We start from the raw sequence: 18,197 nt of genomic DNA on the forward strand, positions 1-18,197 counted from the left end.
TGAAAAATGTGATTGATTGCGGCTTACCCGGCCCATGAAGCCGCCGAGCACCAGGATGGCCATCCCGGCGAAAAAAAGCAGGTTCGCCATCATCTGCACCTCTTATTCGAAATGAAGGGTCTGCTCCGTCCACGGCGTCTCCCGATAGGCATCCCCGATGCCCATGCCAGCGATTGCGTCCTTGAGAACATGCTTCGTGCGGAGCACGGCACGGAACGGTTCGGCGAACGGCGAAGGCGAGATCCGCACCCGCTCCGGCCCCGTCCAGGCGGCGGACAGCTGCCGGCCGTCCAGCCGGACGCCGAACCCTTCGCGGTACCAAGGGTGTTCGTCGGCCTTGGCCGCGCCGGGTTCGTTGAAGCAGACATACAAGGAGATCTGATCGCATAGCTGCAAAATGCCAAGGTGCCGCATCACCGACGCCTCTTCCGGTTCATTCAGCACGGCCCGGATGCGGCGCTGCCTCGCCCGCTCGTGATCGACAAATTCGCTCCAAGCGGGGTCCTGCGCTCCTCCCGGAGGCTGGAATGAGGAGAAATGCAGGCTGCACAGCAGCCCGGCATAGGCACTCATGGCTTCGACTTCGTCGACGCCCAACCGATAAAAGGTCAGTTTGGGCAGATGCGGATAGTCCATGAACGAAAAGGGCCTGCGATCCCGGTCGTTCCAGACGGGCGTGTCGTCGAGCCGCATCCAGCTTCGGTCGTGCTCGGCGATGGCGAGCAGCGCCTCCTGGACGTAGGGGCTGTTCCCGTACAGATTCGCATGCATGCGCTTTGCGATCTCTCCCGACAGCCGCGCATGGTCATCTTGCGGCGTCAGGACAAAAAAACGTTCGTTCTCGCGGACGATCATGGCTTTCGCCTCCCCACCGGCTTTTCCTCTCAATATACCATCTCGCCCGTATCCCGGTCATCCCCGCAGCCCCGCCGTTGCGCCCGAAAAAACGAAAAAAGGAGCGGCCCGCCTCTTCGGACGTTCCGCTCCTGCCGCAGCTCGCTTACTCCAACGCGGTATCGTACGCGCATCTGTAGCGCTCGACGCCGGGGTACTTCTCCCCTAAGCTCTCGATCGTGAACCCGATGCTGCGGTAGAAGTTCACGGCCTCGTCGTCGGTCTCCGCGACGATCTCTCTCGGATCCTTGGCCGCGAGCAGCTCGAGGATCATGCCTCTGCCGTAGCCTTTGCCGCGCTCATCCGGCGCGACGGCGATATGCCGAATCTCCAGCGCGCCTTCGTCGTCCAGCCTGGAGCCGATAATGCCGATCAGCGCGTCGTCTTCGTAGTAGCCGCGAATTTCCAGCGACGGATCCTCCCGATATTCCTGCAGCACCTGGACGATGCGGTCCGGGTCCGGAAAGACCGACATCTCGATCAATTCGTAGACTTGCGGCTTGTCCAGCCGATCTTTAATCTCGATTAACACCAGCGTTCGCTCCTTCGATCGATGAACCGTTCTGTCCCTAATCGTACTCAACCGGAGCGGAAAGATCAAATCCCCGGCGAGATGCGGCTGCCGGAATACGCTTCGTCTAGCGCTGCCGGAAGCTGTCGCTTCCTGCGGCTTCCCGGGAAATCGCTCAGTCGTCCGACACGCGGATGACGATCTTCCCCCACGGAGCGCGAGGCGCATTAAGCGAATATGTCCAGATCGGCGAGGTCGATTCCTTGCTTCGTCACCGGCCAACTGCATGCGCGCTCGAATCCGGCATGCGTACGTATCGTATCGTCGTCGAACCGGAAGACGAAGATCCGATCGAACCTCCGGCGCAAAGCGAAGTACATGAGCCCCTCTTCCGGTACGGAGACGAGCGACAGCTGCGTAGGGTAGTCCCCTTCTTGCTGCGCAGTCTCGGCCAGCACCGCGAGCCCCGCCGCCGGGTCGAACGCCGCTTTGCGCAGCCGAATCGCCCGATTGGCGGTCTCGTATCGTTCGTCGACAGGCGCCGAACCGTCGGTCAGCGCGCAGTTCGTCAGCACCATCACGTCGGGATCTTCCGCTTCGTCCAGCGCGAGGTTGCCGCGGCCGGGTTCGACGATGTAGCCTTGGCGTTCCATGCCCGCGATGAGGCAGTGCACGCTGTAATTCGGCACGTTCACGACCGCCTTCATCCGCAAGTAGTCGCCGAGCGACGACAGCCGAATCTTCTCGCCCAGCACATCCTCGAACAATCTCATCGTATGGACGGCATCCTTGGTCCGCCGATAGCGGCCCGCTTCGTTCGGCTCGACCGTCTGCAGGTTCATGAACGTCCCCGCCCGGTTCAGCCCGAAGGCGGGATAATAGGAGCCGTTCTCTTGCTGGCGTACGATGAGCTGATGCTCGCCATGGCGCGCGAGCTTGATCGGCCGGTCCGAGATATCGAAGTTCATCCCGATGAAGGTGCGCTCCCCGTGAACCACAAAGCTTGTACACATCGCTTGCTCACCCCTTCGCTTTTGGACCTCCCGCGCATCAGCCAAGCATGGCGTCGCGTTCCTGAACCTCTTCTACCAATCTACCGCTTCTGCCGGATCAAGCTCGAAGATGTCCAGAAACTGCCGATAGATCGACGCGCAGCGCTCCTCTCCGCCGCAGAACGGCGGCGAGAGCGCGACCGTGATCATGTCGTAAGCATAGAAGGACTTTAAGAAGGCCAAGTCCGCCCGGATCTCCGCCTCCGTATACGAACGGAACACGTCTAGATCCAGATCGAGCACGACGGCGTTCGGTGCGGCGAGCAGTTGTTCCAGCCGATCGGGACAAGCCGCGAGCCGCCGAAGCTCAGCGATCGATTCCAAGCGTTCGCCTTGATAGGCTTTGCGCGCCAATAGCATCTTGAGCGGCAGCAATTGTTCGCCGTTCAGCGGCCAATCCGACAGATCGAACGGATCGGATGGGTCCTCTTCCCTCGGGCATACGTAGACGATGCGGTCGATCGCGCCGCAGGCGAATCCCGCCCAGATGAAGTTGTCGATCTCAAGCCGCCCGGCGACCGAGAGGCAGTCTTCGGGCGTACGCATCTCGTTTAAACCCTGCGCGAGAATGCCGTCCCATGTGTCGTCCAGATGCGCATCCACGTGGAGCAGCGTTACCGGATGCGCGAACGCGCCGGTGCGCCGGCCGAGCGCCCAGGCAGCGAACGCCCACTGGTGATTTCTCGCGATATAGATCCGCTTGTCCGGGAAGCCGATGCGGTAGTCATGCGGGAACGTCGCGGCCATCCTCCCTCATACCTGGTCGTTGAGCAGGACCATATGAATGTGATCCTCCCATTGTCCGTTGATCTTGAGATATTGACGAGCCAGTCCTTCGTCGTAAAATCCGAGCTTCTGGACGACGCGCAGCGAGCCTTTGTTCTTCGGCATGATGTTGGCTTCGATCCGATGGAGCTTCAGCGTCCCGAACGCATAGTCGATGACCGCTCGCAGCCCTTCCGTCATATAGCCCTGGGAGTGCGCTTCCGCGTCCAGCCGGTAACCCAGGTGGCACGACAGGAAGGCGCCCCGCACGATGTTGCTCAACGCGATCGAACCGATGATCCGGTCCGGTTCGGACAGCGAATACATCCAGACTCTGAACAATTGTCCGGTGGCCATCGCCATCTGATCGTGGAGCAGCAGGTGCGCCTGATGCTCCAGCGTATAGTATTCGGGCGGCCTCACGGGCTCCCATTCTTCCAGATAGTCGCGATTGCGCACGAAATAAGCCAACGCTTGATCCGCTTGTCCCTCGTCGATGACCCGCAGAGCCATCCGAGGGGTGATGATTTCGATCGACATTGCGCTCACCTCTCGTTGTTAAAATACTATTCTCGTTCGAATATCGTCTCCGTAGTCTTTGCCGATGCGAATGAGATTCCGGTCCAGCCCGTTGTTCACGGCGAAATAGCCCTTGGTCGTGTCGAAGCCGATGCCGTGCAGCATCCAGCCCGCTCCGCCCGCATGGCCGGCGCCGAACTCGACGAGATCGAGTCCCGCGATGAAGGCGCCGATGAAGTCGGACAGTTCCGGCCTTCCGGTTCGCCATTCGCAGGCCGGCTCGGAGGCGAGATCGATGGCGTTCACCGTCACGGACAGCGCATGCAGGCAGGCGTGGCACACCTCGAGGTTGAAGGCGTCCAGCTCGAATACGAACGGCGCCGCGTCGTTCCAACGTTCCTGGCCGACGTCCCAGAGCGAATAGACGTTAAGGAGACGGCACCCCTGCAGCCGCTCCAGCTGCAGACCTTCGGCCGCCATTAACGCCTCGCTCGTCTCATGCCAGACGGGATGATATCCATGAATTCCGTTTCTCACTGTGCATACTTCCTTAGCCTGTTGTCGTAAAGCTCGAATGTCTTCTAGGTTCTCCTTGTCAGGAGGCGGCATACCATTCGGCAGTGCCGTGCCGCGCGCCGGCGGATGCTCACCGAATCCAGGCGAAGCAGATCATGAACAGCAGCATCGCGATCAACATGGCGAAGAGAAAATAGCCGAACAGCGTACCGGCCCCGGCATGGCTTGGAGGTCTGCCGGCAAGCGACCGTCGTTAGTTCCGCGCCGTCCAAGACGAACGAATGTAGCCGATCTTCATCCCGACTCGCTCCATGTTGCGGTGACTCTGCGACGCGTAGGCGCATTGGCTTACCGCAAGCCGGCAGCCCTGAGCGGCCGCTTCTTCCAATCTACGCTTCAGAAGAAGCTGCTGCAACCCCCGGTTTCGATATTCCGGCAAAGTGGCCGCGAAAGTACAGGAGGCGATCCCGTCCTTCACGTGCAGAACCCCGACCGCCGCAGGCGATTCGTGGACGGAAGCCAAGAAGATCTTCCAGCCCGGCCGGCCAAACAGCACGCGATTGTTCGCGGCGACCGGCCGGATGCCGTCGTCCGGCAAGCCGGTTCCCCGGCAATGAATCGTCGCGTACAGCTCGATCTCCTCCTCCCGCAGCTCGCGCACCGTGATCCCGGCCGGCTCGCCGAGGGCCGAGCCGGCCGGAATCGAGCGCGTCGACGGATCGGCATAGAGCGACGTATGATAGCCGGACAGCTCGCAGCCGAGCTCCGACAACCTGCGCAGGAGGCCCGTATCCGCAAGTCCGGGCACGATCTCGAACTGCGGGCGCCGGCCTCGCTCGTTGTAGAAAGCCAAGATGTCCTCGAGCGCGTCTGCGTCGCCGTTCCTCAATCCTTTAACCGTGTTAAAGGCAGGCCAAGGCATCGTCCGGCTGTAAAAGGCGACGGCTTGCCCGAACGCGCGGATCTCGACGCCCTCCGGGTTGCCCTCCCGGCTCCGGATGGCGGTCATACGATCGGACATATAGCCGATCTTGGAGCGCTCGATCTCCGCGGCCAGCGCGAGGGAAGGTACGAGCGGGCTACGCACGATAATGCCCTCCCAGCCGCTTGCGGATCAACCGGATCTGTCCCCGGTGGTTGATCTCGTCCTCGAACACGTGATACCACATAAAGTGGAAATTGGCCGGTCGGCCACGCCAGAACGGCTGCTCCTGCGCCAGCCAATCGTCGTCCACCGTCTTGAACCATTCGAAGGTTCGGTTGCGGACCGTCTGCATACGTTCCAGATAATAGTCCAGTTCATGACCATGAATGCTCGCCCGTCCCTTCTCTCCAAGATCCAGGGCGGGTCCCCATTCGGCCGCATCTTGATCGTTCAGCTCTCTGCCTTCGAACGTCAGAGCTTGATAAGCATGCTCGACTGCGGCGAAGTGAAGCAGCAGCATGCCGATGGAGTTGCTCCCGGGGTCCGTGAGCGCGTCCAGCTCTTCGACGCCAAGTCCCTTCACCGCGGACAAGGTCGTATAGCGCGCATAGTTCATCATCGACAGCAGCCGCCCGATCTGCGGGGCGTACCCGGGTATATCGGTGACGAGATACAGCTTCTCCATATCGAATGAAGATGGGTCCATCTCTCGATTCCTCCTTCTCTTGGGAACTTGATTTATCGGAACGTATGGTCTCGCCAGAACCGGCCTGTCAGTTCGTTCACGACGCGCAATCCGGCTGTCCGATCCGCGGCGGGAGCGGCGATCATGAGACCGTCGGCGCCGGACCAGCCCTTCTGGGTAGCGTCCACGCCCGTCATGACGTACTTCGCGATGGCTACCCGGCTCATCTTGCCGTCGATGAAGACGTCTCCGTACGTCTGAATGATCGGCCGGCCGTTCCGGAAATCCGCCGATAGGAGCGTGCCTCTTCCCTTCGCGTCGAAGCGGATAGTCAGCGGCTGATCGAACATCGGATGCGTATCCGCGCCTTCGTCAACCTTGAACGTGCCGCGAAAGGTCTTGCTCCCGTTCAAGCTTCTCCGCAGCGTGCCGTCCGCGTCGATGGCGATCGGCTGCGCGAACGACGCATGATCCTCCCCAAGCTGGAACAGCAGGCCCTGGGCATGCAGGACGCGATGTCTCGGATAGGTATAATACAAGACCGCAATCGCTGCCGCAAGCGCGATAAGGATCGAGGCAAGCCCCAACTTCTTCAGCAACGCCGTTCCACTCCCCCGTTCGAATCATCCGTCGCTTCTCTGCTGTGGCCAAAATAGGGAGACAGCGAAAAGCAGATCTATTTATAATAATGAATATATCGCGAGATAAACATATACCTATCTTACCTGGAGGCGATCGCATGGCAGAACAAGTGCTGTGGAAAGGCAAACCTTTCAACTACGGATTTCCATCGTTCACCACGTACACCATTACAAGCAACAGACTCATCGTCGAGCGGGGCATCTTTACGAAAACACGGAAAGAAATCAGGCTCTATCGGATCCGAGACGGGTCTTCCAAGCGCAACCTATGGGAACGTCTTTGGAGCATGGGCGATATTGTGGTGAATTCTACGGATGTAGATACGCCGAACTTCTTGCTGCGGAATATTAAAGGCGCAGTGGAAGTGGCAGATATTCTGCTGAATGCCGCTGATGAGGCAAGAAGAACCAACAGAGCCTACGAAATGACGGAGGTCGTGGAACAACATTTATAATGAAGTTTTAGGGGGCGTCATAGGGCTTCTTCTCCTCGTCAAACGATTCATGCGGCGCCTCCTTTATTCGCATAACGAATGCGGATGCCTTTCACTTCATGCCGACGGCGCTTGATGCCGTCGGCAGCCCCGGTCACCTCCACCGATCGTCCTTTCTTCCATTGCGCAAGGAAAGGCTCCGTGGAGAGGAGAACGTTGCCTGACGCGTTCGGCAGCGCCGACCCCCGCTTGGTTATCGATAGATGATAGCTGACGCCGGTCATGGCGCCAGTCGCAACATTAGTCCATCCGACTGCTTCGGGCATTTTCCGGCGGCGATCTCATAAACTTTCCGTTCATAGGGGATGCTGGCAAAGAGGTGATCCCGATGAACATGCGCATCGCGGCACGTTTGCTGTTCGCTCTGATTCCCGTCTGGTTCTTGTGCGGCGAACCCGCGCTCGCGAATACGCCGCGGCCGACCGTCTCGGTCTTTGACGTCCGCCAAGAGAAGGTTGTCGCCGTCTGGCCGTTGACGGAGGCGCTCCAAGCCCGCGTCCTCTCGGCGCTCGAAGCTTCTCCCGTCACTTATGCGAATACCGCTGTCGACCCGAAGGACGGCTGGGTGCTGCACATTCCGTTCGCGGCCCCGGTTCGCCCTCGCCATGCCTTCTACGCCAGACCCGTGCAAGAAGCTTATCTATTCCTTGCGCCAGGTCAGCAGCCTTATGCCCTCTTGTTCCTGACCGCCAAACGCCATACGTTCGTCGTCGCGGAACTCGCCTTCGATCCGGCGCCATTCGTTCGGATGATCGAGCAAAGCAAGCGCGAGCCGGCGTCCTCGGACCGGCATTCCGGAACCGGATGATCGAAAAGTCCGTCAAGGCGGAAGCCAGAATGGCGTCGCGGAGCGGATGGAGACTCGGCGTGAAGCGAAGCTCGCATCCTGAGATCGCCAGCCGATCGAGCAGACGATCCACCGTCGTGACGGAGACGGGCTCCACGGTCCGCGTCGACGTATAATAGCCGGCAATCCCGTCCGCTCGCTCGAATCCGTCGGCCTCGAACGTATAACGATACAGCCGGCCGTCCCGGATCCGTTCGTACCACGCCTGCTCCACCGCGATGATCGTCTTGGCCGCCGACAACGCAAAGAACTGGCTTCGATCCTGCTCGCTCACGTTATGCGAGTCGGTATAGATGATTCTCGGGCATTCGCGGGGAAAAAGATAATTCACGAGATGCGCCTCGTCGATCGCCCAGACGAGAGGCGGCTTGTCCGGCGCTCCGGCGACCGCCTTCGGCACAAACCGGGCGATGCCGGGCTCCTCGCTCATATGGAATAGCTGCAATCGCGCACCTGCCTTCTCGAAGTTGTCGAGGCGATTAATCGAACGTCACCTCATGCGGATGGTTTCTTAGTTCGAACATCCGCTCGACCTGATCTCTCGTATTCCGTTCCACGGACAAGGCCGGTAGTTCATTCTTGCCGAAGAATGCCACCCGCAGCGTTTCCATTCCCGACGCCATCTGGCCGCCGACAACCTCGCACAGGATGAAGATCTTGTAAACGTGCCAAGGAGAAGGCGGGTGGTCGTGGAACTTCTTGTCCAGGATGCCGAGCAGCCGTACCGGCTCCACGCATAATCCCGACTCTTCCAGCACTTCCTTCACGACGACTTCCTTGGGCGACAGCCCGATGTCCGCCCATCCGCCGGGCAGCGCCCAGGCGCCGTCGAGGCGCTCCTGGACGAGCAAGATCTGGTCTTGTCGGAAGACGACGCCGCGGACATCGACCTTCGGCGTCGCATACCCTGTCTCGGCTGCGAAAAGCGTCCGGATTCGTTCGGCGTCGACTTCCGTGTAATGCTGAAGAATGTCGACGCTTAACGTCCGCAGCATCTCGAATCGTTCCAGATCGTAGATGTCCTTCGAGTATGCCAGCCCGGCTTGGCTGATCGCCTGAATCTGCTTGGCCCATGTCAGCCATTTCGGTTCCATTTGACGTTCTCCTCTCGGTTACGGGGGCGTGCGGCTGTCTCCCTTACTGGCTTCGAATGAATGTAAATTCGTCCTGCTCTCCCTGTAAGATCAGGCGATCGTCAATCCATTTCACCTGATAGACCGTATCGTTGATCTTGACCGCGCGCTTGTTCACCCAAGAATAGGCGCCGTCCATCTGCTGTTCGCCTAGCGCAACCCCTTGATGCCCGTCCTCGTTCGCATGCGTGTTCATCTTGAAGACGATCCGGTTGTCTCCTCTCACTTCCCAGTAGTTATACGCGCGGATGGGGTTCGTCGTTCCGATGGCCGAGGAAGCTTGGACGCCCTGCCAATTCCCGATCAGACGCTTCTCCGGCGGAGATGATGAGGCGCACCCAATCAGCATCCAAAAGGCAAGAATTAACCCTGCATACATCGCTTTTCGCAAATGCTCACTCCCCTCTCTTGCGCATCCGGTCCCGCTTCATCGCGTTTCGCACGGCTTCCCGCACGCGATCTCTTCTCGGCAGCTTGCTATTGATATCGATCAGCAGAACGACGATGATCAGCAATAAGATCGCAATGACTACGTTCATGGGGGCAGGCTCCTCTTCCCCTAACTCCACTGACAGTAGCTGTCAGTGAAGATGCTTATAATAAAAATTATAGAACACGAATTTTAAGGAGGAAAACCAATGTCTAATTTCAAAATGGAGCATAAAAACCCGGAGGGTTTATTCTTATCAAAAGCATTTAGTCAAGCGATTACCGTAAGTGGCAAGGCAAAAACAATTTACATAGGCGGACAAAATGCTATTAATTCAGCAGGTGATCTGGTTGGAGTTGGTGATTTGGAATTGCAGACAAAGCAGGCGCTTCATAATATCGCAACTATTTTAGCTTCTGAAAATGCAAGTTTCGCCAATCTGGTTAAACTCAATATCTATTTAGTTAGTGGAAGCGACCCGCGAATTGGTTACAAAGCATTCCAAGAGGTGGCTGGTTTATTAGATAATCCGCCTTTGGTCACCGTTCTATTTGTTTCGGAATTTGCGCGTCCATCTTGCCTTCTTGAAATAGATGGAATTGCTGTCATTGAAGATAAGGACTAAATGCGCGCTTTAAGGGCCTTCCAATGGCAATAATGCGATTGGAGGGCCTTTTATGCACGCAAAAGTTAGGTTAATCCGTAAGTACCACCCGGTCTCCCGCGGTCGTCGGTTGGGAGATGACCAAGAACTCGATCGCCGCATGCGTGCGGTTGAACACTTGATGCGGCGTTCGTGGCGGGACTTCAAGGCCTTCATGCGCGTGCAGCTCGTGCCGTTCGCCGTTCAGCTCGATGGACGCCTGTCCGGACAACACAAAGAAAAATTGAGCGGCCTGTTGATGATAGTGTCTGACTTCCTCGGTGCCGGGCGGCATCCGCTCGTGGATGATGCTAAGACCCGGTTGATGGAGGAGACGCCAGCCGTCGCATTCGTCCCCCCATCGGTAATGCTCTGCGTTTTCCTTGCTTCTCTTCATCTTGCCGGTTCCTCCCCTGTTGCCTTCGCGCTGCCTTAATCCCCTACGATCCAAGCCTTCAAAGCCGTTTCGCTGATGCCGCTCTGCATAAAGCGGTAACGGGCGCCCGTCAATCGCTGCGCGCGATCAATGATTTGTCCGAGATGATACCCGGTATGCTCGACCAAGTGATAAAGATCGTACATCTCGACCGTTTGGCATACGCAGAGCGCTTCATCAAACGCTTGGAACGTCTCTTCCACTTCCTTCAACAAAGTTTCTTTATTGCACTCCCCCTCCGGAAACGTATTCTCGATCCCTTGCTCGAACTGAACGTTCGGGTCGCGATATCTTTGCGTGTTCCTGCGAATGTGCTCCAGCATGTGCTTGGCGATCCCCAAGATGCTGTTCAAGTCTGCAGACTCCTTTAGACGCAGCGTCCGTTCGTCCAGCGATTGCAGGCTTGTCGTCAGCTTGGGCAGGTAATGATGGATCATCCGATGCTTGGATATCGTAATAAATTCACGCAGCGTTGCATCCAAAGCAAGCGCACCTCCTGTAAGTTCTCGCTGTTATCGTTTCCTTAATTCGTGCAAAATTTGATCCAATTGGGCCGCGATCTTTTGATCGTTCTCCAATTTTTTCTTCAGCAGCGTATAGGTGCTTCCCGAACCGATCAACAGGAAGAACACGAAGATCGTCAACAAGATCAGCATCTACTTTTCCACACCCCTCGGTCGGATACCCAGCTCACCCACGAACACCGCATGTCCGAGTACATAGACATCCATTCGATCGTCCGCCTCGCGGCAACGAGCATTCCCTTCCTAGATTCAAATCTATATTCGCAAGGGTCATCCCGCGCCGCGCGTTTTAGCCATGAATACCGTAACTCCTCCTGGAGGCGGAAGCGTCGGCCAGCCACCTGACCAGATCGTTTTTGCTGATCAGAACCTCGTTATTCACTTGGATATACGGGAACATGACGCCTTGATAAGAACCCGCATGAGACAATTGGGAGGCTTCCGTCGCGATAATGGTCTTAATCTGGTCTTCCGTCATATTCAAATAAATGGCCGCTTCGCTCACCGACAGGAGAAATTTATCGTTCTGATTACGCTCGCTTCCGTTGGCGGCGGAAACGGCTTCATGCCCGACGGGAGCCGACGGCTTCGCCTTCACCCCCTGTTGAATCATCCAACTGGATAGGACGAGGGAAGCCCCTATGACAAGGGAAGCCAGCAGGTTTGTCCAAGGATATGCCCGCACCGGAACACCCCTTTGCATCTTTATCTTTTTTTGGCGCGCTTAGCGGACCGATAAACGACGCCGATCAACGCAACGATAATTACAAGTACGACGATCTGGACCACTGCCGCTGAGAGACTGAAGGACATCCGGCTTGCTCCTCTCCGAGCCAAATGGCGATATTAGGCGTAAAATCTTCGAATCTCCTCTTCGTCCCAGATTTGGGCTTCGATATATCGCTCAGGCCCTCCCTCCCCGTTCGCATTCCACGCTTGGGGGAACCCATAAGCTTCGATGACCGCGACGATCTCCTTCTTCGTATAAACTTGTCCGCGATAGGGCTTTCGATCTTGAACCCGCATCGTAGGAAACAAGTCCCCGTAGGTGAAGCTAATCGCATCCTCGCGAATGTCGTCCCAGTCTAAGCGCAAAACGCAAGGATTCTCGTACCACGTCTTCAGCCAATCGCAAACGCCCAGTGTCATGTAATGCGGGTATGCGGTGCGAGGCTGGCCTCCTTTGGCGATGAACTGCGCTCTCGCTTGGGCCTCCAGTCCTCTTCGGATCGACATGTAGTCTTCGGATCGTCGGCTGGCGAAGGTCCGGCCTTCTTGCACGAGCTGCCTCGACAGAAGCGCCGCTTCATCGGCCGTTAATCCGGACAGGTTCCGAAATGGACCTCTGTTCGCATCGTAGTAATGGTACAGAGAATAGATCATGAACCATCCTCAAACGCTTCGGGGAGTTGAAATCTGGCGCGCTCCGATTCCGTCTGGAGAAAAATGTCCCTCGGATACGGGAGCGCAAGCGGCGGCGGCGCCGAAGACGGGAAATACCGGAGCTCGGCGGATTCGCCGTCGATCGCTTCGAGATGACCGCCGACTGCGGCGCATTCAAACATCAGGATGACATACTCGACCTGATTGCCGTCGGGATACGTATATCGGAAGTCCTTCCCGCCGAACACGCCCGACAACCGCTCGGGGGTCACCCGCAACCCGGTCTCTTCCCACACTTCCCGCACGACCGCTTCGGCCGGCGTCTCTCCGGGTTCGATGGACCCGGCGGGCAGACTCCAGACGTCGCTATCCGCCGAAGGGCGCTGGAACAGGATGTCCCCTCGCGCATCACGGACGATCGCAGCCACGCCGGGATTGAAGATCAATTGCGTTCCGATCTTCCGGCGCAACGATCGGTAATATTCAGACATCGGCATGCTGCGGCATCCCCTCTCCTCTAACGTCGATCATCGTGCCTCAGCGCCTTCACCAGATAGAGATTCAGATCGTCGTCCAGCCGTACCATCGTACCCGGCACAACCGGTTGTTGCTGATAGGCGACGCCGTATCCGTCCGGCAGATACCCTCTTCTGCAATAAATCCGCTGCGCGCTGCCGTAATCCCGATATAAGCCGACGCCGATTCCGATCTTGTCGTTCGTCTGGGATACATGCCGTTCAAACGCCTCCATCAGCCGATTCGCGATCCCCCGTCTTCGGTACGCCGGGAACACGTTCAAATCATTGATCTCGGGAATGCCTTGCTCCTTGAAATAACCATATTCCGAATGGGACAGCAGATGCGCGCATCCCGCGATCTCCTCTTCCTCTAGGGCAAATAGCGTTACCCGGCTCCCGCTTCGATTCTCTGCCAGGCATCGCGAATAGTAATCGTCCGGTCGATACATAGCGTGGCGGAGGAAAGCCGCTCTCCACGCCTCCGACTGCCCTTCCGTCTGAAGTTGTCGAATCTCGATCGTCATGCGGCGGCCTCCTCTCCGAAATCATCTCCGACTAGGTTCCCTGAATTCGCGCCAGTACCGTGCCTCCGTCCCGCAATTCTGGGCTTGTTCGAATCGATCTCTTTGTTCGTAACTTCTAGGTAGGAAGTCGCGCTGGACACGGGTCCGTTACAGCCCGCCATCAGCGCGCCGAAAACTGTACCGAGCGCAAGCAGACCGTATATCCGCTTCAAATTATCCCTCCGTCCGATCGTCGTTCAGGCGCTTTTCTTCGCCCAGCTGCGCGCTTGCGTCCGCAAGCCTCGCGCGATCTTCCTTGTGCCAGGTCTCCAGGATCAGCCACAAGACGGCCACCAGTAGGGTGACGATCCCGATCGTGAAGAGCACTCTAGCAAAGTCGATCTGGTAAGTTACATGGAAACCGTTGATCGTATAGCTTCCTCTATTCAATTGGAACAAGAAGACATAGCGGTAATTGTTGATCTCCCGCTCCGGCCCCCACACTTCGTAACAGGGCACGAAGGCGACGCCCGCAAGGAAGACGACAATGGCATAAAGAATCAAGATGATGCTTTTCGAGCTGACACGTTTGTCTAGCAAAGTATAGCCTCCTCCCGCTCCATTCGCCTACTTCCACACTTTACCATCCCTTCTCGCCGACGCCAAGACCGAAATGCGTTCCTTCATCCGAACGAATGATGCGCATTTCAGGACTTCACGTATGGCCGACTATCCGTTAAAGTAGAGTGGCACAACGAATCACGGGCGACCGGAGGATCAAGGAACATGAACACGAAGACGACCTTGCACAGCCAAGTCAAGATAGAAGCGCGCTCCGACGGCAGTCTTTCCGCGCCATTGCCCATACCGTCCGTCGGCCTGTCACGGCGTCATCATCTGATCTTCGCGGCGGCGACGCTGCTCTACTGGGTGACCATGTATATCTATGTCCCCATCTTGACTCCTTTCCTGGAGGACCGGGGTTTGCCGATGGGCATGATCGGGTTCATCGTCGGGAGCTACGGCCTGACGCAGATGCTGATCCGGTTCCCGTTAGGGTTGTATTCGGATCGCTTGCAGCGGCGCAAGCCTTTCCTGTTCATCGGCATGCTGGCCGGTCTCGGGAGCTGCGTCTTGTTCCTGACGGCGGGAGGCTGGGCCGGTCCGCTGGCGGGGCGTCTCGTCGCGGGGATCTGCGCTTCCACTTGGGTTGCGTTCTCGGTGCTTTATGCGTCGTATTTCGCGCCGGATCAGTCGACCAAGGCGATGGGGAGCTTGAGCTTCCTCACGGTGACCGGGCAGTTGACCGGCATGACGGCGAGCGGCTATCTGGCATCGCAGGGCGGGTGGAACGCCGCGTTCGCGACGGGCATCGGGGTTGCGGCGGTCGGCGCGTTGATGACCTTGTTCGTACACGAGCCGAAGACCGCGATCCCGGCGCATGCCAAAAAGGGGGACGATGTCCCCCCGCGCAGCTGGATTCAGCTGCTCCGTGAATCCCCGCTATTAATCGAAGTCTCGCTGCTGTCGATCCTCGCGCACTGTATCCTCTTCATCACGATGTTCGGCTTCACGCCGCTGCAAGCGGTGAAGCTGGGCGCCAGCGAAGCGCAGCTGACCTGGCTGGTCATCGCCTTCATGGTGCCGCACGCGCTGGTCTCTCTCTGGACTGGGCGCTACATCGCGCCGCGGTTCGGCATTCGGCCGGTCATCATCGCCGGCTTCCTCCTGGCGGCCGTTTGCACGGCGGCCATCTCGTACAGCGGTTCGCTCCCGGGATTGCTCCTGACCCAGATGTTCAACGGGATCGGGCAGGCGCTCTACTTTCCGCTCCTGCTCGGGCTGGCCATCCGCGACATCCCGCCCCGGGAACGGGCGACGGCCATGGGATTCTATCAATCCATGTATTCGATCGGCATGTTCGCGGGCCCTTACCTAGCCGGATGGCTGAACGGCAGCGGCGGACTTCGGGCCGGGTTCGCCTTCGGCGCCGCCATCGGCCTCATCGGCGCGGCGATCACGGGAATTCGGGCGCGGTACTACCGCGTCTAGAACCACCCCAGCCGTCCGCCGAGCACGAGCCCGCCGCATATGCCGCATACGATCAGGAACAGGAGAACGTCTCCTCCGCCCCAGCGGAGCCGCTCCGCCGACGTCGGATGCGGCTCTTGGCCGACGCCGCGGCTCTCTAGCGCCAGCGAGACTTGGTCGCCCATTCGGAACAGGGCGAGCAGGAACGGAATCGCCGTATTTTTCAGACGCCTGGCCATCGCGGCAGGCGTCTTGGCGTTCTCCTTGCCGCGGGCGATCGCGATTCGCGCGAACCGCTCCCATTCTCCCAGCAGCTGCGGGATGAACCGGAGCATCAGCGTGACGGTGAGCACCGCCTGCTGACTGCGGCGTCCCATACGGCCGCGGAAGGCCAAGAGCTGCTCCAGCGATCGCCGGAGGCGAAGCGGCGGGATCGCGAGCGGCAAACCCAGACCGAGCAGCAGCACCAGCCAAGTACGGGCGAACGCGCGCAAGGTCGCAAGGAAGGCGTCCATATGCCACCAGCCGTCGCCCCCGCTCCCCGTCAATCCTGCCAGCACGGCAGCCGATGCCGTGAACGAGGCGAATCCGATCAACGTCCCGCGCCAGCGCCGGAGCGGTATACGTCCCAACCACACTGCGGCAATCGTGACCAACGCCCCCCAAGCCAACCCGGCCCAGGATTGAATCGCGAACAGTACCCCCGACAAGAGAATATAGCTTAACCACACGGACCGCGGGTCAAACCGCATCAGCGGGTGCCTCGCCGAGCTTTGAATCGGAGGCGCGGCGGGCATGTCCGATACGGACGTCCCGCCGTCGCTCGATTCCGTGTTCGCGAACACGTTAAGATGGGGGATCTCCGCTTCGACTGCGCTGAAAGGATCGCGATCTCGGGACGAAGCCCCCGCTTCCCGGCCGCTGCCGAGTCGCGCAGCCAGCAGCCGCGGATCGAGCGCCTGCCCGGCCGACAGCCCGAGTCTCCATCCGGCATGCGCGGCGTGGAACCACAACGGAATATCCATGCCCGCTTCGAGCCACCAAGAGGGGCGTGCGAGCAACTGTTCCGTCGTGCACATCCGAATGCCGCCGGCAGCATCCATAAGCAGCACCATATCGGCTAACGGCAGCGCCCAATCGCTGTCGTGCGAGACGAGCAGCACGCCTCTGCCCTGCGCCTTCTCCGCCGAGAGCTGCGCGGCCAGCAACGCATGCGCATGCGCATCGAGCCCGGCCGTAGGCTCATCCAGCAGCAGCCATGGGGCAGGTGCCGCGAACGCGCAAGCCAGCGCCGCCCGGCGCCGCTCGCCGCCGCTGAGCAGATAGGGATCCCGGCCCAGCCAGGACCGGTCCCATCCCACCGCGCGGACCGCAGCTTCCATCCGAGCCTCGACTTCTTGCTCCGTAGCGCCGAACGGCGCCAATACGTAGCGCAGCTCTCCCTCCACCGTCCGCGCGAAGAGCTGCTCCTCCGGCGACTGGCACGCATAGCTGTAACAGCGCAGCGCTTCCGTCCGCAAGCGCGGACGCCTGCCCCCGCGTGACTGCCACAGCGGCTGTTCGCCATAGGCGATGGCTGCGCCCTGCGGATCGCGCAGGCCGGCGACGGTCTCCAGCAGTCGGGTCTTGCCGGCGCCGTTCGGACCGAGCAGGACCGTGATGGTGCCGGCGCGGAGCGTCATCGAAGCCTCTGGCCGCGCGACGGCCTCCTCTTCCTGCCGCAGCCGGTTCGCGAACCGTTGCAGATGCAGTTCCGCGCCGGGACCGACGGACGACGAGCCGATGATGACTTTATCCACGACTGTATGACCGCCTCTCCGATGCTTTCATGTCCTGGCCTAACCATTCGATGCGCTGCCATTCGTCCGGCGTCATCGGCAGCGGACTCTGAATCCGGCCTAGCCGATGCAGCTCGAACGCTAGCGCCGCCAGATACGGCAGCCGCAGCCCGACGCGCTCGCACGCCGAATCCGCCCGGCTCGGCCGCGCTTCGTCCGTCCCGTACAGGAACTGCCTGCCGGTGCCGTCGAACGCGATCCGCCCTTCCTGCATCGCGATGACGCGCGCTTGCGGCGCCAGCTCGTCCAGCCGCTGCGTGACCCAGACGATCGCCGTTCCCGCCGCATGCAGGCGCTCCGCCGCTTCGCGCACCCGTCCTCTCGCCGCTTCATCCAGCATCGAGGTCGCTTCGTCCAGCACCAGCAGCGGCGCCTCGCCCGCCGTGGCGGCGGCGACCGCCGCCAGCTGCCGCTGTCCGCCGGACAGCCGTTCCCACGGCTCGTCCGCGACGGCGAACAGCCCGACCGCGCGCAGCATCTCCTCCGCCGCCGGCATAATCCGCGCGGACGGCATCGCCCGCCACTCGAGGGCGAAGACGAGTTCCTCGCGCGGGGTGCCGCCGAACAGCTGGGCATCCGGCTGCTGCATGACGTACGGCGCCGGACGATCCCCGGCGAAGCCGCGTTCGTATCCGCCGGCCGCGCCCTCCTGGACGAGTCCGGCCAACAATTGCGCCAGCGTAGACTTCCCGCTGCCGTTCGTGCCGACGACATTCAGCCACTCGCCGGGCGCGAGCGCGATCGTGACCTCCGCCAGCCGCGGGACGGCTTGATTTTCGGGCGCCTGCGCGTATACGGATAGATTCGTAAAGCGCAGCGATTCTCGGTTCTCCGACATTCGCATCCATTTTCCCTCTTCCCAATCGGTTCATCCCATGGTAAAATCCGAATTGTTAACCAACACCACAA

The 18,197-nt window shown here is 59.6% G+C and carries 27 protein-coding genes and 1 pseudogene; 4 read left to right on the forward strand and 24 right to left on the reverse strand.

Annotated elements, in window-relative coordinates; translation table 11 throughout:
- Window positions 1-102 precede the first annotated feature (102 nt).
- From H7C19_RS19125 to H7C19_RS19165, 9 genes are all read right to left on the reverse strand, one after another.
- Window positions 103-855 carry a DUF3891 family protein gene (locus H7C19_RS19125; RefSeq protein WP_185670647.1) on the reverse strand — a complete coding sequence of 251 codons (753 nt, stop codon included), beginning with the start codon at window positions 853-855 and terminating at the stop codon, window positions 103-105.
- 145 nt (window positions 856-1,000) lie between these two features.
- Window positions 1,001-1,426: a GNAT family N-acetyltransferase gene (locus H7C19_RS19130; protein ID WP_185670648.1), complete on the reverse strand. Its 426-nt coding sequence runs from the start codon at window positions 1,424-1,426 to the stop codon at window positions 1,001-1,003.
- 206 nt (window positions 1,427-1,632) lie between these two features.
- Window positions 1,633-2,418 carry a hypothetical protein gene (locus H7C19_RS19135; protein WP_185670649.1) on the reverse strand — a complete coding sequence of 262 codons (786 nt, stop codon included), beginning with the start codon at window positions 2,416-2,418 and terminating at the stop codon, window positions 1,633-1,635.
- 72 nt (window positions 2,419-2,490) lie between these two features.
- Window positions 2,491-3,204, reverse strand: a complete 714-nt coding sequence (locus H7C19_RS19140) for a peptide arginase family protein (protein WP_185670650.1) — start codon at window positions 3,202-3,204, stop codon at window positions 2,491-2,493.
- 6 nt (window positions 3,205-3,210) lie between these two features.
- Complete coding sequence (locus H7C19_RS19145; protein WP_185670651.1) at window positions 3,211-3,762, reverse strand: GNAT family N-acetyltransferase; 552 nt, start codon at window positions 3,760-3,762, stop codon at window positions 3,211-3,213.
- Between the two features lie 18 nt (window positions 3,763-3,780).
- Entirely contained in the window at window positions 3,781-4,278 is a 498-nt protein-coding gene (locus H7C19_RS19150; RefSeq protein WP_185670652.1) for a hypothetical protein, read from the reverse strand.
- A gap of 232 nt (window positions 4,279-4,510) precedes the next feature.
- Complete coding sequence (locus tag H7C19_RS19155; RefSeq protein WP_313731816.1) at window positions 4,511-5,344, reverse strand: GNAT family N-acetyltransferase; 834 nt, start codon at window positions 5,342-5,344, stop codon at window positions 4,511-4,513.
- The gene (locus H7C19_RS19160; protein WP_376775383.1) at window positions 5,337-5,888 is read right to left on the reverse strand and encodes a DinB family protein; all 552 of its coding nucleotides are present in this window, start codon (window positions 5,886-5,888) and stop codon (window positions 5,337-5,339) included. Before H7C19_RS19160 ends, H7C19_RS19155 begins: the two co-directional genes overlap by 8 nt.
- A 32-nt stretch (window positions 5,889-5,920) precedes the next feature.
- On the reverse strand, window positions 5,921-6,466 hold the full coding sequence (locus H7C19_RS19165; protein WP_185670653.1) for a hypothetical protein: 546 nt from the start codon (window positions 6,464-6,466) through the stop codon (window positions 5,921-5,923).
- Between the two features lie 140 nt (window positions 6,467-6,606).
- On the opposite strand from H7C19_RS19165, the gene H7C19_RS19170 reads away from it, so the two are divergent.
- Window positions 6,607-6,963, forward strand: coding sequence for a PH domain-containing protein (locus H7C19_RS19170; protein ID WP_185670654.1), 357 nt, complete (start codon window positions 6,607-6,609; stop codon window positions 6,961-6,963).
- 47 nt (window positions 6,964-7,010) lie between these two features.
- Here H7C19_RS19170 and H7C19_RS19175 read toward each other — a convergent pair whose 3' ends face one another.
- Window positions 7,011-7,226, reverse strand: a complete 216-nt coding sequence (locus H7C19_RS19175) for a hypothetical protein (protein WP_221469335.1) — start codon at window positions 7,224-7,226, stop codon at window positions 7,011-7,013.
- A 104-nt stretch (window positions 7,227-7,330) separates the two neighbouring features.
- Between H7C19_RS19175 and H7C19_RS19180 the strand changes: the two genes are divergently transcribed.
- Window positions 7,331-7,810 (forward strand): hypothetical protein, encoded by a 480-nt coding sequence (locus H7C19_RS19180; protein ID WP_185670656.1) that lies wholly within the window; start codon window positions 7,331-7,333, stop codon window positions 7,808-7,810.
- A gap of 40 nt (window positions 7,811-7,850) precedes the next feature.
- Here H7C19_RS19180 and H7C19_RS35740 read toward each other — a convergent pair.
- From H7C19_RS35740 to H7C19_RS19195, 4 genes and pseudogenes are all read right to left on the reverse strand, one after another.
- Window positions 7,851-8,279: pseudogene (locus H7C19_RS35740) on the reverse strand (DUF6886 family protein); the annotation flags it as partial.
- A 49-nt stretch (window positions 8,280-8,328) separates the two neighbouring features.
- Window positions 8,329-8,943 (reverse strand): NUDIX hydrolase, encoded by a 615-nt coding sequence (locus H7C19_RS19185; RefSeq protein WP_185670657.1) that lies wholly within the window; start codon window positions 8,941-8,943, stop codon window positions 8,329-8,331.
- A gap of 43 nt (window positions 8,944-8,986) precedes the next feature.
- Window positions 8,987-9,331, reverse strand: a complete 345-nt coding sequence (locus H7C19_RS19190; protein WP_221469337.1) for a hypothetical protein — start codon at window positions 9,329-9,331, stop codon at window positions 8,987-8,989.
- Window positions 9,332-9,377: 46 nt separating this feature from the next.
- Entirely contained in the window at window positions 9,378-9,521 is a 144-nt protein-coding gene (locus H7C19_RS19195; RefSeq protein ID WP_185670659.1) for a hypothetical protein, read from the reverse strand.
- 99 nt (window positions 9,522-9,620) lie between these two features.
- Here H7C19_RS19195 and H7C19_RS19200 point away from each other — a divergent pair, with 99 nt between their 5' ends.
- Window positions 9,621-10,037 carry a RidA family protein gene (locus tag H7C19_RS19200; protein ID WP_185670660.1) on the forward strand — a complete coding sequence of 139 codons (417 nt, stop codon included), beginning with the start codon at window positions 9,621-9,623 and terminating at the stop codon, window positions 10,035-10,037.
- A gap of 70 nt (window positions 10,038-10,107) precedes the next feature.
- Here the strand turns inward: H7C19_RS19200 and H7C19_RS19205 are convergent, their stop codons facing one another.
- The 8 genes from H7C19_RS19205 to H7C19_RS19240 all read right to left on the reverse strand — a co-directional run bounded on the left by H7C19_RS19205 (window position 10,108) and on the right by H7C19_RS19240 (window position 14,019).
- Window positions 10,108-10,452, reverse strand: coding sequence for a cupin domain-containing protein (locus H7C19_RS19205; protein WP_185670661.1), 345 nt, complete (start codon window positions 10,450-10,452; stop codon window positions 10,108-10,110).
- Window positions 10,453-10,487: 35 nt separating this feature from the next.
- Window positions 10,488-10,973: a DinB family protein gene (locus H7C19_RS19210; RefSeq protein WP_246469604.1), complete on the reverse strand. Its 486-nt coding sequence runs from the start codon at window positions 10,971-10,973 to the stop codon at window positions 10,488-10,490.
- A 30-nt stretch (window positions 10,974-11,003) separates the two neighbouring features.
- On the reverse strand, window positions 11,004-11,147 hold the full coding sequence (locus H7C19_RS19215; RefSeq protein WP_185670662.1) for a hypothetical protein: 144 nt from the start codon (window positions 11,145-11,147) through the stop codon (window positions 11,004-11,006).
- Window positions 11,148-11,304: 157 nt separating this feature from the next.
- Window positions 11,305-11,700: a hypothetical protein gene (locus H7C19_RS19220; protein ID WP_185670663.1), complete on the reverse strand. Its 396-nt coding sequence runs from the start codon at window positions 11,698-11,700 to the stop codon at window positions 11,305-11,307.
- A 161-nt stretch (window positions 11,701-11,861) separates the two neighbouring features.
- Window positions 11,862-12,398: a hypothetical protein gene (locus H7C19_RS19225; protein ID WP_185670664.1), complete on the reverse strand. Its 537-nt coding sequence runs from the start codon at window positions 12,396-12,398 to the stop codon at window positions 11,862-11,864.
- On the reverse strand, window positions 12,395-12,895 hold the full coding sequence (locus H7C19_RS19230) for an NUDIX domain-containing protein (RefSeq protein ID WP_185670665.1): 501 nt from the start codon (window positions 12,893-12,895) through the stop codon (window positions 12,395-12,397). The genes H7C19_RS19225 and H7C19_RS19230 overlap by 4 nt, the downstream gene beginning before the upstream one ends.
- 20 nt (window positions 12,896-12,915) lie before the next feature.
- Window positions 12,916-13,440 carry a GNAT family N-acetyltransferase gene (locus tag H7C19_RS19235; protein ID WP_185670666.1) on the reverse strand — a complete coding sequence of 175 codons (525 nt, stop codon included), beginning with the start codon at window positions 13,438-13,440 and terminating at the stop codon, window positions 12,916-12,918.
- A 213-nt stretch (window positions 13,441-13,653) separates the two neighbouring features.
- Window positions 13,654-14,019, reverse strand: a complete 366-nt coding sequence (locus tag H7C19_RS19240; protein ID WP_185670667.1) for a hypothetical protein — start codon at window positions 14,017-14,019, stop codon at window positions 13,654-13,656.
- 186 nt (window positions 14,020-14,205) lie between these two features.
- Between H7C19_RS19240 and H7C19_RS19245 the strand changes: the two genes are divergently transcribed.
- Window positions 14,206-15,471, forward strand: coding sequence for an MFS transporter (locus H7C19_RS19245; protein WP_185670668.1), 1,266 nt, complete (start codon window positions 14,206-14,208; stop codon window positions 15,469-15,471).
- Here H7C19_RS19245 and H7C19_RS19250 read toward each other — a convergent pair.
- Both H7C19_RS19250 and H7C19_RS19255 read right to left on the reverse strand, forming a co-directional pair.
- Entirely contained in the window at window positions 15,468-17,249 is a 1,782-nt protein-coding gene (locus H7C19_RS19250; protein ID WP_185670669.1) for an ATP-binding cassette domain-containing protein, read from the reverse strand. The two genes, H7C19_RS19245 and H7C19_RS19250, sit on opposite strands and share 4 nt — an antisense overlap.
- Window positions 17,242-18,126, reverse strand: coding sequence for an energy-coupling factor ABC transporter ATP-binding protein (locus tag H7C19_RS19255; RefSeq protein WP_221469338.1), 885 nt, complete (start codon window positions 18,124-18,126; stop codon window positions 17,242-17,244). Before H7C19_RS19255 ends, H7C19_RS19250 begins: the two co-directional genes overlap by 8 nt.
- Window positions 18,127-18,197 lie beyond the last annotated feature (71 nt).

Origin of the sequence: Cohnella nanjingensis, assembly GCF_014212125.1 — a bacterium.
GTDB classification, from domain to species: Bacteria; Bacillota; Bacilli; order Paenibacillales; family Paenibacillaceae; genus Cohnella; species Cohnella nanjingensis.

Bases quoted from the DNA above. Each gene is read 5' to 3' on its own strand.
- H7C19_RS19125 (WP_185670647.1), bottom strand. From the start codon at position 855: ATGATCGTCCGCGAGAACGAACGTTTTTTTGTCCTGACGCCGCAAGAT.
- H7C19_RS19135 (WP_185670649.1), bottom strand. From the start codon at position 2,418: ATGTGTACAAGCTTTGTGGTTCACGGGGAGCGCACCTTCATCGGGATG.
- H7C19_RS19140 (WP_185670650.1), bottom strand. From the start codon at position 3,204: ATGGCCGCGACGTTCCCGCATGACTACCGCATCGGCTTCCCGGACAAG.
- H7C19_RS19145 (WP_185670651.1), bottom strand. From the start codon at position 3,762: ATGTCGATCGAAATCATCACCCCTCGGATGGCTCTGCGGGTCATCGAC.
- H7C19_RS19160 (WP_376775383.1), bottom strand. From the start codon at position 5,888: ATGGACCCATCTTCATTCGATATGGAGAAGCTGTATCTCGTCACCGAT.
- H7C19_RS19170 (WP_185670654.1), top strand. From the start codon at position 6,607: ATGGCAGAACAAGTGCTGTGGAAAGGCAAACCTTTCAACTACGGATTT.
- H7C19_RS19175 (WP_221469335.1), bottom strand. From the start codon at position 7,226: ATGACCGGCGTCAGCTATCATCTATCGATAACCAAGCGGGGGTCGGCG.
- H7C19_RS19180 (WP_185670656.1), top strand. From the start codon at position 7,331: ATGAACATGCGCATCGCGGCACGTTTGCTGTTCGCTCTGATTCCCGTC.
- H7C19_RS19185 (WP_185670657.1), bottom strand. From the start codon at position 8,943: ATGGAACCGAAATGGCTGACATGGGCCAAGCAGATTCAGGCGATCAGC.
- H7C19_RS19190 (WP_221469337.1), bottom strand. From the start codon at position 9,331: ATGCTGATTGGGTGCGCCTCATCATCTCCGCCGGAGAAGCGTCTGATC.
- H7C19_RS19195 (WP_185670659.1), bottom strand. From the start codon at position 9,521: ATGAACGTAGTCATTGCGATCTTATTGCTGATCATCGTCGTTCTGCTG.
- H7C19_RS19200 (WP_185670660.1), top strand. From the start codon at position 9,621: ATGTCTAATTTCAAAATGGAGCATAAAAACCCGGAGGGTTTATTCTTA.
- H7C19_RS19205 (WP_185670661.1), bottom strand. From the start codon at position 10,452: ATGAAGAGAAGCAAGGAAAACGCAGAGCATTACCGATGGGGGGACGAA.
- H7C19_RS19215 (WP_185670662.1), bottom strand. From the start codon at position 11,147: ATGCTGATCTTGTTGACGATCTTCGTGTTCTTCCTGTTGATCGGTTCG.
- H7C19_RS19225 (WP_185670664.1), bottom strand. From the start codon at position 12,398: ATGATCTATTCTCTGTACCATTACTACGATGCGAACAGAGGTCCATTT.
- H7C19_RS19230 (WP_185670665.1), bottom strand. From the start codon at position 12,895: ATGCCGATGTCTGAATATTACCGATCGTTGCGCCGGAAGATCGGAACG.
- H7C19_RS19235 (WP_185670666.1), bottom strand. From the start codon at position 13,440: ATGACGATCGAGATTCGACAACTTCAGACGGAAGGGCAGTCGGAGGCG.
- H7C19_RS19245 (WP_185670668.1), top strand. From the start codon at position 14,206: ATGAACACGAAGACGACCTTGCACAGCCAAGTCAAGATAGAAGCGCGC.
- H7C19_RS19255 (WP_221469338.1), bottom strand. From the start codon at position 18,126: ATGTCGGAGAACCGAGAATCGCTGCGCTTTACGAATCTATCCGTATAC.